Annotated in this window: 14 protein-coding genes; 13 read left to right on the forward strand and 1 reads right to left on the reverse strand. The window is 46.6% G+C overall.

Features of this window, described 5'->3' with window-relative positions:
- The first annotated feature begins 42 nt into the window (after positions 1-42).
- Positions 43-618, forward strand: a complete 576-nt coding sequence (locus ACFTRD_RS24425) for a TetR/AcrR family transcriptional regulator (RefSeq protein ID WP_379385230.1) — start codon at positions 43-45, stop codon at positions 616-618.
- Between the two features lie 102 nt (positions 619-720).
- Here the strand turns inward: ACFTRD_RS24425 and ACFTRD_RS24430 are convergent, their stop codons facing one another.
- The gene (locus tag ACFTRD_RS24430) at positions 721-1,845 is read right to left on the reverse strand and encodes an LLM class flavin-dependent oxidoreductase (protein ID WP_379384576.1); all 1,125 of its coding nucleotides are present in this window, start codon (positions 1,843-1,845) and stop codon (positions 721-723) included.
- Positions 1,846-2,115: 270 nt separating this feature from the next.
- Between ACFTRD_RS24430 and ACFTRD_RS24435 the strand changes: the two genes are divergently transcribed.
- From ACFTRD_RS24435 to ACFTRD_RS24490, 12 genes are all read left to right on the forward strand, one after another.
- Complete coding sequence (locus ACFTRD_RS24435; protein WP_379384578.1) at positions 2,116-3,501, forward strand: helix-turn-helix domain-containing protein; 1,386 nt, start codon at positions 2,116-2,118, stop codon at positions 3,499-3,501.
- A gap of 252 nt (positions 3,502-3,753) precedes the next feature.
- The gene (locus tag ACFTRD_RS24440) at positions 3,754-5,139 is read left to right on the forward strand and encodes a helix-turn-helix domain-containing protein (RefSeq protein ID WP_379384580.1); all 1,386 of its coding nucleotides are present in this window, start codon (positions 3,754-3,756) and stop codon (positions 5,137-5,139) included.
- A gap of 159 nt (positions 5,140-5,298) precedes the next feature.
- Positions 5,299-5,430, forward strand: coding sequence for an aspartyl-phosphate phosphatase Spo0E family protein (locus tag ACFTRD_RS24445; RefSeq protein ID WP_379385232.1), 132 nt, complete (start codon positions 5,299-5,301; stop codon positions 5,428-5,430).
- A gap of 137 nt (positions 5,431-5,567) precedes the next feature.
- Positions 5,568-6,077: a hypothetical protein gene (locus ACFTRD_RS24450; protein ID WP_379384582.1), complete on the forward strand. Its 510-nt coding sequence runs from the start codon at positions 5,568-5,570 to the stop codon at positions 6,075-6,077.
- A gap of 246 nt (positions 6,078-6,323) precedes the next feature.
- A complete protein-coding gene (locus ACFTRD_RS24455; RefSeq protein ID WP_379384584.1) occupies positions 6,324-6,512 on the forward strand; it encodes a Spo0E family sporulation regulatory protein-aspartic acid phosphatase in 189 nt (62 codons plus the stop codon).
- A 270-nt stretch (positions 6,513-6,782) separates the two neighbouring features.
- Positions 6,783-8,606: a cache domain-containing sensor histidine kinase gene (locus ACFTRD_RS24460; protein WP_379384586.1), complete on the forward strand. Its 1,824-nt coding sequence runs from the start codon at positions 6,783-6,785 to the stop codon at positions 8,604-8,606.
- A 5-nt stretch (positions 8,607-8,611) separates the two neighbouring features.
- Positions 8,612-9,379, forward strand: coding sequence for a response regulator transcription factor (locus ACFTRD_RS24465; RefSeq protein ID WP_379384588.1), 768 nt, complete (start codon positions 8,612-8,614; stop codon positions 9,377-9,379).
- A gap of 104 nt (positions 9,380-9,483) precedes the next feature.
- Positions 9,484-10,779 carry an ABC transporter substrate-binding protein gene (locus ACFTRD_RS24470; RefSeq protein ID WP_379384590.1) on the forward strand — a complete coding sequence of 432 codons (1,296 nt, stop codon included), beginning with the start codon at positions 9,484-9,486 and terminating at the stop codon, positions 10,777-10,779.
- 27 nt (positions 10,780-10,806) lie between these two features.
- Positions 10,807-11,520: a hypothetical protein gene (locus ACFTRD_RS24475; RefSeq protein ID WP_379384592.1), complete on the forward strand. Its 714-nt coding sequence runs from the start codon at positions 10,807-10,809 to the stop codon at positions 11,518-11,520.
- Positions 11,521-11,777: 257 nt separating this feature from the next.
- Positions 11,778-12,692 (forward strand): carbohydrate ABC transporter permease, encoded by a 915-nt coding sequence (locus ACFTRD_RS24480; RefSeq protein WP_379384594.1) that lies wholly within the window; start codon positions 11,778-11,780, stop codon positions 12,690-12,692.
- Entirely contained in the window at positions 12,676-13,530 is an 855-nt protein-coding gene (locus ACFTRD_RS24485) for a carbohydrate ABC transporter permease (protein WP_379384596.1), read from the forward strand. Before ACFTRD_RS24480 ends, ACFTRD_RS24485 begins: the two co-directional genes overlap by 17 nt.
- 30 nt (positions 13,531-13,560) lie before the next feature.
- Positions 13,561-14,922, forward strand: a complete 1,362-nt coding sequence (locus tag ACFTRD_RS24490; RefSeq protein ID WP_379384598.1) for an FAD-dependent oxidoreductase — start codon at positions 13,561-13,563, stop codon at positions 14,920-14,922.
- Positions 14,923-15,103 lie beyond the last annotated feature (181 nt).

Here is a 15,103-nt window from a genome sequence, read left to right on the forward strand (position 1 = left end):
TATGAATTACAGATGCAGTTGTTACACCAAGGAGGGCTTATGATGACAGCCAAAAGAGGGCGTCCCCGCAATGTGGAAACCCAGAATGCGATTCTTGCAGCTTCCTATGAATTATTACTGGAACACGGCTTTGGAGCGATTACGATCGAAAAAATTGCTGAACGTGCTAAGGTGAGCAAAGCAACGATATATAAATGGTGGCCTAATAAAGGTGCTGTCATTATGGATGGGTACATGTCTGCGGCAACGGCAAGATTGCCTGTACCGGATACAGGATCAGTATTTGAGGATGTGCGCATTCATGCGAGCAATCTGGTTGATTTTTTGATTAGCCGGGAAGGAAAAGTGATCACACAGATTGTCGGAGAGGGACAGTCTGATCCAGGGCTTGCAGAAGAATACCGAACCAGATACATTCAGCCTCGTCGGCGCGAAGCGTGGGGAATTTTTGAAAAAGGTGTAGAACGGGGAGAGTTGAAGAAGGATTGTGACATCGGACTGTGCATAGACCTCGTCTATGGAGCGATGTTCTATCGCATGTTGGTAACTGGCGAACCGTTAGATACTGAATTCGTGCGGCGTTCGTTGATTTCCTTGTTTGAAGGTATTAAATCTTGATCATAGAGAAGGAATCTTGGGGGAGGGAGAGGGCGATTCGCAAGAATCACCCTGGGTGCAAAAGGCTTGTGGATGAATGGGGAATGTGTGGAGAATTGAGAACTACACCTGGAAGATCGGTGAGATGGCTGGGGGCCATGAATCAGGAGAATGCGATGTGGAAGTGGGAAGAGACTGGTTCAAGAGCGGGGGCTCGTTCCATATGAAACTGGGGAGTTCACGTCGTAACACAGGCGCTACATCTTGGGCAAAGCGTTCTACCTGCTCCAACTGCTCCGCATGGCTGAGTCCATCGACGCTGATGCTTAGCACCTGATGTCCATATGCGGCATGGTAATTCATGATCTTCTCAATGACCTGCTCCGGACTACCAATCAGTACAGGCCCATTGGCAATGTTATCTTCCAGGTCCCTAAAAGGTGACTGGTTGTGCTGCGCAGCGGCCGTAGCATGGAACGCCTCATAATAAGGCGAATAACGACGGATCGCCTCTTCACGTGTATTCGCGAGGTACAGGCTGCCTGCCCCGGAGCCGACCACCGCTCGGTTCGCATCATGACCATAATAATCGAGGCGCTCCCGGTAATGGTCAATTAACGCTTTGTATTTTGCCTGAGGGTGGAAGGAATTCGAGCTGAATATCGGTTCGCCATACTTAGCTGCAAGCTCGGTAGAGCGGGTGCTCGATGCGCTGCCATGCCAGATCGGAATGGATTGCTGGAGCGGTCTCGGCTGAGTGGTAACCTCTTGAAGGGGAGGGCGATACGTTCCCTGCCAGGTTACATTCTCTTCAGTCCACAGCCGTTTCAGCAGTTCGTAGCGTTCACCGAGTGAATCCCATTGTTCCTCTTCGTTAATGCCAAACAGGGGATAGTGCCGAGGATCATTGCCTTTCCCGATGATCATCTCCAGCCGTCCGCCCGATAATTGATCCAGCGTGGCATAATCCTCGGCAACCCGTACCGGATCAAGTATACTGAGAACAGTAACGGTTGTTAGCAACCGGATACGTGAAGTCGCAGCAGCGACGGCGGTCAGCACAACGGGTGGAGAGGAAGACAGAAAAGGGGCACCATGCCGCTCACCAATCCCGTATGCATCGAATCCCAGCCGTTCGGCCAGCTTGGCTTGTTCCAGAATATTGTGGAACTTCTGTTGTGTTGTTAAAGCTTCTCCGGTTACCGCATTAGGCAGATTCATCATGAGACTAAACAAGGCAAATTTCATACAACCTACTCCTCGGACTGGAATGGAAAAGCATCTGTGTTGCTTAATCCCATGGAAATAGTAGGATATTTAAGTTGGAATTAACTTTACCATGTTGCCAGGCATTCTTCTAATGGATTTTTTCTATAAGGCGAAATTAAGGGAGTAAACCCCGTACATAATGGGCAGGAAGTTGCCACGATTTTTATTGACCGCTGTAAAATTTAGGATTAAACTTGTGTATATCATATAAATTCAAATTTATGGATTTTCATTGTGGAGGTGGGAGACATGGAACCTACAACTACGATACGCTCATTTATTGAGGACTACATCAGGAAACAAGGGTATACCCTTCAATATTTTGCTGATCTATCGGGCGTTAACGCTGGAACGTTAAGTGCGATCATCAAAGGGACAAGGCCAATCGCCATGGCTCAGCTTGATCTCATTACCCAGGGCATGAATCTTGAGGAAGGCTATTTCTACGAGACGTACGGTGCGGAGTGCTTCGTGGAATCGGCTCCCCACTGGCGAAGGCTTGAGCCTTTCCTGCAGCGCTGTGCAGAATTGGACAAGCTGGACTGCATCCAGCGGGTCATTCAGCAGGTAACGGACGATCGCTCCTATATCTCGGAACTGTTCGAAATGGCCGAAGGTATGCTGGAGCGCGGTCAGCAAAAAGCAGCCCGCATGTTATATGAATGCGTAGCCGAGTGCGAGAAATACCAGCATTCCGAGCGCCTGGCCCTCTGCCAATATCGCATCTTCACCCTCTCGCTCGGTCAGAATCAACATGACAATCTCCGGGCCGCCGTACACTTCGAACCGTTTATTAATCGGCTGGATGAGGAGAGGCAGCTGGATGCGATTAAGGATTTGGCGAATACGTATGCTTCACTTCGATATTGGGAAAAGGTATTTAATTTGGCTGAAGAATTAGATCAGAAAACGAAAATCTTGCAGTCATATACAAAGAAAAAAATAGAAAAAAGTGATAGACTTACCGCCTATCCTTTGTTTGTATATAGAGCTTATTCAAATTTACTAAAATCATCGGCATGTGAGAAGCAGGGGCGGTATGAAGAGGCTTTAGTCTATACAGAGCTCTATGCCAAACTTCCTAAAGTCTCTGGACTGGATGAAGAAGATCAATTATTTATTGATAAATTTGCTGGATGGGCGGAAGCCAATACTTATTTATATAAATTAATGATGGGTGACCACACTGTTTTACCTGCTTATATAGAATTTATTGAAAAGAATGAAGAGGAAATTTTACCTGCAATCATTAATATTTTGGAGGCAGCTAATAAATTTGATAGAAATATTGATGATATTTTGTATAAGTTCAGCGATAGAATTAATTCGGAAATTAACTGTTTAAAAGGATACACTGAACAGATGAAAAATGAAGTTTATGCTGCATTCTTGTTAGAACGTTCTCTCTATCACTTAAATCGTTATGAATATCAAGAGGGTTTGAAGCAACTTATACACTGTCTGAGAGAGTCTGTACGATTTAACAATCAAACAGATATCATTCACTGTATTTCCTTGTATGAGAAGTACAAAAACATGGGCACCACTGAAATCGAGCATCAGTACAAAATTATAATGATGGAGGTTCAGAAAGCTTATGAGAAAAAAGAAAATATACTATATAATCTTGCTTAGTATTATGATTATTAATGTAATTCAATTAGCTAATTTTAATAGTAATGAAATCATACAAATAATGGGTACTTCGCATGGTGTTGGGAAAATATAACGGTGGAGATATTTTAAAGAGTCAATGAGGTTTACTTTCAAGTATTGAGAGTAAGCTTTTTTGTATTTTCATAGATTGACCAATGTAAATACAGGATTAAAATAACATTTATTATATCCAATTGAAATATAAGTGGTTTGTGTGGCGGAGGTGTGATAATGGAATTGGTACCTACAATAAGAGCACATATTGAGAAATATATGAGAGAACAAAATCTCAAGTTGCAGCATTTTTCCGATATTACAGGAATTAATGTTGGGACATTAAGTGCTATTCTTAAGGGTAGCAGACCAATGTCTATGAACCAACTGAATCAGATCACTTCTGTAATGGGATTAGAGAAAGGTTATTTTTATGAAAGTTACGGGGTGGAATCCTTCATTGAATCTGCGCCCCACTGGAGACGTTTGGAACCCTACCTATACGGGTGTGCTGAACTTGGTAAGCTGGATTGTATACAACAAGTTATTACTCATGTGACGGACGATCGATCTTATATAGAAGAGTTATTTGATGTGGCTGAAAGTTTTTTTGCTAGAGGATTAAAAGAAGCAGCTCTTATTTTGTATGAATGTGTTGCAGACAGTGAGAAATATCAGCACTCAGAACGGTTGGCGTTATGCCAGTACCGTATTTTTTTGCTTCATAAAACAATGAGCAAATTCGATAATTTAGCAGCTGCGGTCCAATTGGAACCCTATGTTGCGAAATTGGATGAAGAAATACAACTGGATGCTGTTAAAGATTTGGCGAATGTTTATAATACAATACATCATTGGGATAAGGTTTATGAATTGGCCGAAGAACTGGAACGTAAAGTTGACTTTCAACTTGAACTTCAATCTCGAAGACGCAAAAATAAAGAAAGAATTGCCTTTTACCCAATATTTACATACAAAGCATATGCGAATCTATTGAAGGCAAGTGTTTGTGAGGCACGTAAGCAATATGAAAAAGCTCTGGAATATACAGATGTTTACGTGAATGTTATTGAAATCTCTAATCCAACAGAAGAAGAGCAAGAATTAATAGAACGTTTCAAAGGATGGGCACAGGGGAATCGGTATTTGTACCATTTGATGAATGGGAACCATGAGGTTATTGAACCTTATCTGAATTACCTTGACGCTAATCCTCATGAGATTTTAACAGCATTCGTGAATATTGTTCAGGCAGCTAACCAACACTCACTGGATATTGATTCTGCATTGTATAGATTCGATCCTTATATTAAACAATTCAACACGAATATGCATTTAAAAGGAACGTATAATATGCAAATGTTGAATCATAGATATATACGTTTTTATTATGAGTTAGCGAAGTATAGGCTCAACCAACAAAGATACGCAACGGGGATTGACACGTTACTCACGAGCCTGGAACTCTCATCATCAAGTAACGATGACCTAATGTCTATTAAATCTATTGATTTATATGGGAAATTCAGAATGTATGTAACGAACCAGCAGGACGAGCAGTACACTAGGTTAATAGAGGGCCTGAGCTCACAAAACTTTGGAATTAGAATTAAAAGTGTATAAGTACAGGGAGCTAATCTTGCTCAACATAAACACCTTTTCTAAAAGACAATACAAAAATTTTGCAAAGCATTCCATTATGAATTTTTAGATAAAAGTACCCTAAAATAGGTTGAAAAAGGGGTGCATGCTGTGAGAGAAATCAAGTAGATCAAAGATCAAATCGAGCAGAATAGGCAACATTTTCGTCGGTTGGTGGAGAAGCATGGCATGCATGATAATAAGGTTCTCAAGCAGTCTATGGTGCTGGATGAACTAATTAATAAATATATTCGACTAATAGAGAAATACTAATTATTATAGCTAGTATTCTCTTCTAAAATCCATCTACAGGTGGACCTCTTTATCCACCCGTTTGTGGACGCTAGAGCGATGTTCTCCTTGCTATGCTTAAAGCATTAAATCAAGCAAATTACAGGGGGAACAAACGTATGACGACGAGCATGTGGGTTCAGATGATTATCATGTTTGCGGTTTTAGTATTCACTTCAATTGGACGAAAGCCAGTACGTTATTATCGATTATTGCTGCCTTTCGTTATTATGGGTTATTATGCAGCCAGATTTCTTAAAGACATGACTTTTACGGGCAACAACGTGCTGTTTTTGTTGGTGGCCGTGAGTGTAGGGGCATTGTTCGGAATGATTGTGCTGGGAATAACGCGTATGGAATTCGATGCTACGGCAGGCAAGTGGTATACCCGAGTGGGGATAGGCAGTGTGGTCGTCTGGGCGGCGGCATTCCTGCTACGCATTGTGCCGGTGGAATGGATTACGCATCATCCGCAGCAAGCATACCAGTACGCAAATGAGCATCAATTGGATCTTCATAATATTGGTCCTGCATTTATATTAATGACTGCTGCGATGGTTTTGGTGCGTGTGGCAGGGATTCTAATCCGCTCGAGAGCGAGTAACATACAGCATACGATTGAAACATAATTTATAATGTGTTTCTGTCTTTAGTTTTTAGTAAAGGGACTCCATTTTCTCATGAGTACGATATGTAGTTTAGTGTGAATTAAATATATCTATATGCTGTAGTTGTGACGATTTTCACGGATTAATTCAAAATGCTGTATTATGAAAGTATTCCTCTGTAAACAAACATTTTATTTTGCAAAGGAATAAAATATGAATTTTTTGGCAATGTATCCTAAAATGTTTTAAAAAGAGGGGGTGTATGCTATGAGAGAACCGAAGCAGATTAGAGACCAAATCGAACGGAACAGGCATGAGTTGAGTCGTTTGGCGGAGAATCATGGCATGCAAGACAAACAAGTCCTTCGACAGTCCATGGTACTGGACGAGCTTATTAATGAATATAATCGTTTTAAATATAAAAACCGTTTCAGGAACAGACAGCCGATTGCATAATGCAGTCGGTTTTTCTGGATCAACAGATTGGTTCGATAGATCAAGTCAGCGGATTCATCCTATAGAAGTGGCATGTCGACTGTAGAGATACAGTCGGCTTTTTTGCGTTTTCCCAAAACCTGCGTTTCAATCTTGAGATCCCGTACCAATCCCATGGTTGGCAGGATAGCCAAGGATGATTAAAACTGGATATGATGAACCCCAGTTATATCCAGATTGATCTGCGAAGGGGACTCATACAATGATCGGGAGAGGGAGGGATTAACGGGAATGATGGACAAGGTACAGGCTTATTTCGGAAGACACATGAACCTACGCACCAAGCTGCTCCTATTGTTCTTGGCGTTGACCTTGCTACCGCTAAGTTTGCAGGGAGTGGTGAACTACTTGCATTTCTCGCAGACGATTGATCGCAAGACGGAGCAGTTCACCATTGATATGGTCCGCCAGATGAATACCAATCTGAATCGGCTGTTGAAAGACTTCGAGCGTTTGTCGCTTTTGCCGCTCTACGATCAGATGGTGCTTGGCATTTTGGGCAAATACAATGCTCCGATGGGTTCGGGTACATGGGCGAGATCCGATGATTATCTGAAAATGAAGCTCTACACGTCCGGTCAAGCGTATGACCGACAGGAGATTCGTGGCATCCATCTGATCAGCAACAGCGGCATTCTATTCTCCAATCTGGATTCGTTAGTGGTCAAGCCGGTATGGGACAGCAGACCGGATCATTGGTTTGCAGAGCTTAACGGCTCGGAAGGAGAATGGCGTCTGATTCCTCCGCACGAACCCAGCTATTACACGGGCAGTCATGAAGAGCCGTATATATCGGTTGCCCGTGAGATTCGTGATCCGGGTACACTCCAGCGACTGGGCTACATTCTAATTGACATCCGGCTTGAAGCCTTTGGTCAACTCTTGTCCAATCTGAATTTTGAGCATGATGCAAGCCTGATGATTGTGGATAGCAAGCAGCGTCTCCTGTTCGAGCGAACTTCATCGCGAGGGTTGTCCGCGTACGATCTATTGTTAACGAATGGACAGCTTCAAGGCTATGCAGAAAACCAAAAAGTTGTACTGGATGGGCATCCCTATCTCTACGTACAACACCTCTCCAGTTATTCTGGACTTTCGGTGATCAGTCTCACGCCTATTGCCGTTATTCAAAAAGAGTCGGGCGAGATGCTTACGTTTACGTTTGGATTCGCTGTGCTATGTATGGCAGCCGTAGCAGTTCTCGCGGTTCTCTTATCCTATCGTATAACGAAGCCGCTAATTCGACTGAAGCACAATATGATCCGGGTGGAGCAGGGAGATTTTAGTCAGCGCGTATCGCACTTCAGCAATGATGAGTTCGGACAGATTAGCCGGGGCTTTAACCGAATGATGGAAGAGATCCATCGCCTGTTCAATGAGGTGTTTTTACTGGGTATTCGGGAGCGGGAGGCGGAACTGTCTGCATTACAGAGCCAAATCAACCCTCATTTTATATACAACACATTGGAGTCCATCAACATGATGGCCGTTCGCCAGAAGCATGCAGAGGTGTCTGACATGGTGACGGCCCTTGGCAAGCTGCTGCGCTACACGATTGATAAGGTGGACCGGATGGTTCCCCTTGGGGAAGAGCTGGCTTTTGTACAATCCTATGTGCGGATTCAGCAGGTACGTTATAACGGCAAGCTAGAGGTCATCTATGACATTGAAGAGGAAGTAACAGAATGCTCGATTCCCAAGCTGATGCTGCAACCGCTGGTGGAGAATGCGGTCTACCATGGCATGGATGGACAGGAGGATGGGGGAACGATCTGGATATCTGCCTTGAAATTTGATCATGAACTGCTGATTAGTGTGCGAGACAACGGCAAGGGGATGGCTCAGGCAGAGATGGACGAATTAAACGAAGTCATATCCAGACAGCCTGCCAATGAGGCATTACGCTGCCATGCCGGGGACAGTCTGGGGCTTAACAATATCGCTCAAAGGCTTAGCCTCATATATGGAGAAAGTGCCAGCCTAAGCGTCGATGGCAGTCCCGGACAGGGGCTGGCGGTCACGATATCCATTCAACTTCAACCGAAAGGGGAATGAAGCGCATGTATAAAGTATTACTGGTGGAGGATGAGACAGTCATCCGTCAGGGGCTGAGAGAACTGATTATACAGGCGGCTCCTCAGTTTCAGGTAACAGGGGAAGCTTCGAGCGGAGCCGAGGCACTGGATTTTCTGAGATGTGAAGTACCGGATGTGTTAATCACGGATATTCGCATGCGTGGAATGGACGGGTTGACTTTGGTATCCAAAGCGAGAGATATGTACCCTGAACTGTTGATGATCATCATTAGTGGCTACGGGGAGTTTGAATATGCACGGCGTGCGATGGAATACGGGGTGTTGAACTATCTGCTGAAGCCGATTGAACGTCATGAACTGGCATTATGCATCCAAAAAATTCAATTGCTGCTGGATCGAAGATACGGTATTTCAACCCTTTCGAACACGGAGTCATCCGGGAAAGCAGAGCATGCTGGAGGAGATACGCGGAAGATTATCCGAGATGTTAAGGAGCACATCAAGCAGCATCCGGATGGGGATCTGCGACTTCAGACCATAGCAGCTCTGGTTAATCTGAATCCAACCTATCTAAGCCAGCTGTTCAAGAACGAAACAGGAATCAATTACTCCGAATATATCGCTGAGGCTCGTATGGAACGGGCCAAGTGGCTGCTGATTAACACGGGTCTCAAAATCTATGATGTTGCAAGGTTATCCGGGCATCAGAGTCCCAAGCACTTCATGCTGGTATTCAAGCAGCAGGTGGGATGGACAGCAGGAGAATATCGAGATCGTTTCAGCATTTCTTGAAAAACCATACCATTTCTGTAATTGACGTGATTTATGGACGGCTGATGCCTTCGTTATACTTTGGTTGCACATGTATACCACTAAGTCCTTAAGGGGGGATTTTCATGAAAAAAGCAGTTCTGATGTTTATGCTCGTACTCATGATTTTGGCTTTAATCGGGTGCACAAGCTCCAATACCAGCAGTGATCCTGAGCATGCAGCCGCGGAGAACGGTGAGGTGGAGCTGAAATTCATGATATGGGGCAATCAGGCACATATGGATGTATACAACAAGCTGATCGACGGCTTCACACAGGAAAATCCAGGCATCAAGGTGACGATGGAATCCGTGCCGTTTGCGGAATACCAGCAAAAAATTTCTGTGCTTGCCGCTGGCGGCTCTCTCCCGGATATCGCCTGGGTATCGGAGCGGATGATACCACAATTCAAATCCAATCACATCCTGGCCGATGTATCCGAGTTCAAGGATGATGCACAGTTCAAGCTGGATGATTATATACCAAGTACATTGGATTTGTTCCGTGATGGGGATCAGCTGCTGGGGCTGCCTTTTTCCACCCCTCCGGTGGTCATGTTCTACAATAAAACGCTGTTCGACAAAGCCGGCCTGACTGATCCCAATACGCTCGCCGCTCAAGGGAAATGGACATGGGAACAGTTCGAGGAGTCCGCCAAGGTGATTACCAGCAAGGAGGCTGCCAACCGAATCTATGGCGCCAACTTCTTTCGAGACTGGAAGACCTGGGCTGTGCTCTCCTCGTATTCCTGGTCCAATGGCAGCGGCCCATTCGATGAAGGCATGACGAAGTTTACCTGGAATGATGCCTATGGCGTACAGACCTTTGAACTGCTGGAGCGCATGATGTTCACCGATGAATCACACCCGAAAGCGGGCGAGCAGGTCAGCTTCGATGCAGGCAATGTGGGCATGTTCTTCGATAACTACAGCTATGTCTCCAAAGCAAGGGAGATTACGGATTTTGAATGGAGCATTGCTCCCATGCCTTCCGGTTCACAGGGCAGCGTACCAATGCTTGGTCAGGCTGGATATGCCATGTTCAACGACAGCAAACATCCGGAGGAAACCAAGAAGCTGTTGAAGTATTTTGCCAGTGAGCAGGGCATTCAGGCGACGGCCACCTACTTCGTGCCTCCGCGTACTTCTGTGCTGAACTCTGATGCGTTCATTAATCAGCCGAATAATCCGAGCAAGGAGCATATAGTACAGGCGGTGATTAATGAAATGCCGAAAGCGCGCTTGATTCCCGGCCATATCCGTTGGCAGGATATCGATAATGCGGTGTTGCAGGGGTTTGACCGCCTGTTCGCCCGTTCAGCGACACCCGAGGATAATCTGAAGCAAATGCAGGAAGAGATCCAAAGCGTGCTGCAGCAATAAATAATTATATAGAAACAGGAGGTGAGCATGATGGGCAAATTCAAGGAATTGCTTGATCAGAAATCTCTGTCACTTGTGGTCAGCCTACCCGAGAACGACCTATCTATGGCCAGGGCAGCAATCGAAGAGGGCGCTGATGCACTGAAGGTGCATTATAATGTCGGTCATCGCGCCAGCGGGAATCATTTTGGTCCACTGGACAACTATGCCGAAGTTTTTCAGGCGATCCGTAGCGAGTTTGGCGGCCCGCTTGGGGTCGTGCCGTCCGGCAGTATTGATGGAGCAAGGCGGGAGGAGGTGGAGCGCCTTGCGGGGTTGGGTTTTGACTTCTATTCGATCTATGCACATCACCTTCCGTCCTTCATGCTGGATGACCTGGGGCTGGACCCAACGTTTGCGATCAATGACGAATATGATGCTTCCCTTGTAACATACGCGGCACACTATGGCTTCACCGCCCTGGAGGCATCCATTGTGCCCGGAAAAGAATACGGTACACCGCTAAGCTTTGCGGATGTGCTCAAGTATCGCCGTCTGGTCTTGCAGGCGCAGATTCCGGTATTGGTTCCTTCCCAGCGAAAGCTGGTGCCGGAGGATGTGCAGGTGCTGCACCATACCGGGGTCAAGGCAATTATGCTTGGAGCGGTCGTAACAGGCAATACGGAAGAACAGCTTCGTAGGGCGGTTAATGGCTTCCGTAATGCGATGGACAGTCTGAACCAATCGGACCATATACGTTGAACTAAACATGTACAAGAGAATGTAGAGGCCAGAAATAGAAATCAGAAATAGAAATAATCTGAAGTAACAAAGGTTCACCTAAAAGCTTTCTGTAAGAAAGCTGCATCGGAAGCATATGCTGCCCCCGGATTTTCTTTTTTTATAAAATTGAATCCAAAAAATCTGGGGATACCAGCTCGGAAGGTTATTCTGTCATCAGAGTGGCGTGGAAATATTCGCTTCTTGGGAGAAATTTGATAAAGGGGGAGGGCCTGATTGTGACCCATTCACGCAAGCGTACAGGAAGAGGGCCGCTCGCCAGAGAGGCCCAGATCGCGGGATGGCTGTTCGTATCACCGATGGTGCTCGGATTTACCCTGCTGCTGCTGTTTCCCATGGGTTTGGCGTTATACATGAGCCTGACTGATTGGCCGCTGCTGGGGGATCATCATTTTATTGGACTGGAGAATTACCGGAATGTAATGACAGACGCCATGTTCTGGAAAGTGCTCGCCAATACGATCTATTTCACTGCGGGGCTCGTACCGCTTAATATTGTACTCGCTCTGCTGCTCGCGCTGCTATTATCCCGAAGCCTGCGTGGCATCGGAATTTTCCGAACAGCCATCTTCGTTCCGGTCATGACCTCGCTGATTGTATGGTCCATCGTATGGAAGCTGATGTATGCCACAGAGTCGGGGCTGATCAATCAGCTTCTGTTGATGCTAGGCATCAAAGGTCCGGCCTGGCTCTACAATCAGGATCTGGCGATGCCTGCGGTTATTGTGACGAGTGTACTGAAAAATGTAGGTCTGAACATGGTGCTGTTCATTGCAGCGATTCAGCAGGTACCGCGTTCACTGTACGAAGCGGCAACACTGGACGGCGCGGACAGAAGGGGAACTTTCTTTCATGTTACGCTGCCCATGATTACACCAACGGTCTTTCTAACCATGGTGATGACCGTGATTGGCTCGCTCAAGGTGTTTGGGCAGATCTACGTCATGACACAGGGAGGGCCGAGTAACAGCACGAAAGTATTGGTCTATTATATCTGGGAAAAAGCATTCAAATTATTTCAGTTCGGCTACGCCTCTTCGCTTGCGTATGTGCTGTTCTTTATCGTGCTAATTCTGACGCTGCTGCAATGGCAGCTCCGAAAGAGGTGGGTATTCAATGAAGGCGATGCCTAATCCTTCGATTCGCAAGGCAGGGAGTGCCCTTGGGACGTATTTGCTGCTGACACTGATCTCGCTGATCATGATTGTTCCATTTATCTGGATGTTATCGACGTCATTCAAGGAGCCTCAGAGCATATTCACCTATCCACCGCAGTGGATACCGGAATCGTTCCGATTTCAGAACTACATCGATGTTTTTCGATTGATCCCGTTTCATCGTTTTTATTTTAACAGTGTATATATTGCTGCTGTGGTTGTGCTGGGTACGGTATTCTTTGCATCTCTCGCCGGGTACGCATTTGCCAAAATTCCGTTTAGGGGACGCAATGTGGTATTTCTCATCCTGCTGAGTGCGATGATGATTCCTCATGAAGTAACGGCGATTCCGATGTTTCTGTTCATGCGGCAATTGGGATGGATTGATACTCATCTCCCGCTGATTTTACTGCCGATCTTTGGGGCGGGCGGCGTGTTTGGCATCTTTGTAATGAGGCAGTTCTTCATTACGGTACCCACTGAGCTGGAAGAAGCGGCGATGATTGACGGCTGCAACCGATTCCGGATCTATGCGCGAATTATGCTCCCGATTGCCAAGCCCGGTATGGCTACGCTGACGATCTTTACTTTTGTGACGATCTGGAATGAGTTTTTCGATCCGTTGATTTTCATTAATTCGCGAGAACTGATGACGCTGCCGCTGGGGTTATCCCTGTTCACGGATGAAGTGGGCACAGCCTGGCAATATCTGATGAGTGCCACCGTCATGGCGACCCTGCCGCTGCTGATTGTCTTTTTCCTGGCACAACGGCGCTTCATTGAGGGAGTTGCCATGACAGGACTGAAAGAGTAGTCCGTGCAATAGAAGTGAAGGAGTGATAACTTGAGTGAACGGATAAGGTTGAGGTTGAAAAAGGAAGAAGCGGATGTGGTTATTGTGGGAGGGGGTCCGGCGGGCATAGCGGCAGCCATCGCTGCTGGACGACAAGGTGTTCGAGTAGTACTGGTGGAACGGTACGGGTTCGTTGGTGGAATGTCGACTGCCGCCATGGTCTACCCCTGGATGACCTTCCATACGGAGAGTGGTGAGCAGGTGATTCGGGGGATCGCCCAGGAAATCGTTGACCGACTGAAGGCGCGTGGCGGCTCTCCGGGGCATCTTCGTGATACGGTTGGATTTGTGCATACCGTTACGCCTTACCATCCGGCGATCTATCAAGTGGTTGCGGCGGAGATGCTGCAGGAGGCCGGTGTCCGGTTGTTATTGCACAGCTTCGTGGATGAAGTGGTTATGGAGGATGATCGGGTAGAGGCGGTACGTCTGACGAACAAGTCTGGCCGAATGGAGCTCAATGCGGACATTTTCGTGGATGCCAGCGGTGATGCGGATGCGGCTTATCTTGCGGGCGCTTCTGTTGCAAAGGGGCGAGATGGCGATCACCAGTCACAGCCGATGACCATGAAATTCAGAATGCGTGGTGTGGACCTTGGACGAGTGAAGCGATATATGCAGGAGCACCCGGAAGATTTCTATGCCAAGACGCCTTTCTCCGAGCTGAACAGTATTCCGTTAACCGGGGTGAGCGGTTTCTATTCCCAGTGGAAAAAAGCGGGTGTGCCGATTAACCGCGATCAGGTATTGTTTTTTACCGGACCGGCTGAAGATGAAGTATTGATTAACTGTACCCGGGTGCAGGGGCTCGATGCTACGGATGCAGAGGATCTGACCTCTGCCGAACAGGAAGGCAGGAAGCAGGTGCTGATGATCGCTGAGTTTTTGCAGCGCGACGTTCCTGGATTCGAACGGGCTTCGATCTCAGCGGTAGCACCGCAGATCGGTATCCGGGAATCCAGGCGAATCATCGGGCATTATGCGTTGACCCAGGCGGATGTGGTTGCAGGGCGGAAGTTCGGCGATGTAATTGCCAGAAGCGGTTATCCGATTGATATTCATGATCCCTCGGGTCAAGGTGTCGTAGCGGCCTTTATCGAAGGAGACGGAGCGTATGATATTCCTTACCGCTCTCTGATTTCCCTCAATATCCGCAATCTGCTGGCGGCAGGACGCTGCATCTCCACCACACATGAGGCGCATGCAACGACAAGGCTGACTCCAAGCTGTATGGCTACGGGAGAGGCAGCGGGGACAGCCGCTGCTTTAGCTATGAAGATGAGCCTTGACCCGTTGGAGCTGCCGATCGCGCTGCTACAGGCGGAATTACGTCGCAACGGAGTGGCGATTTGAGGGGTGAACTGAGTGGCTAGCCAATCGGGGAGAGATGTGAAATTCTAACGAACCTGAGACGTCTTATTCGGGCATTTAAACTAAAATGTAAAATGTAACGAACCTCAGTGAAGTTATTTCGCTGAAAACGGATAAAATAGCTGGTGAGAGAGGAAAAATCGGGGAAATAAGACGTCTACGA

It is taken from the genome of Paenibacillus sp. NPDC056933 (assembly GCF_042674385.1).
Classification (GTDB): Bacteria; Bacillota; Bacilli; order Paenibacillales; family Paenibacillaceae; genus Paenibacillus.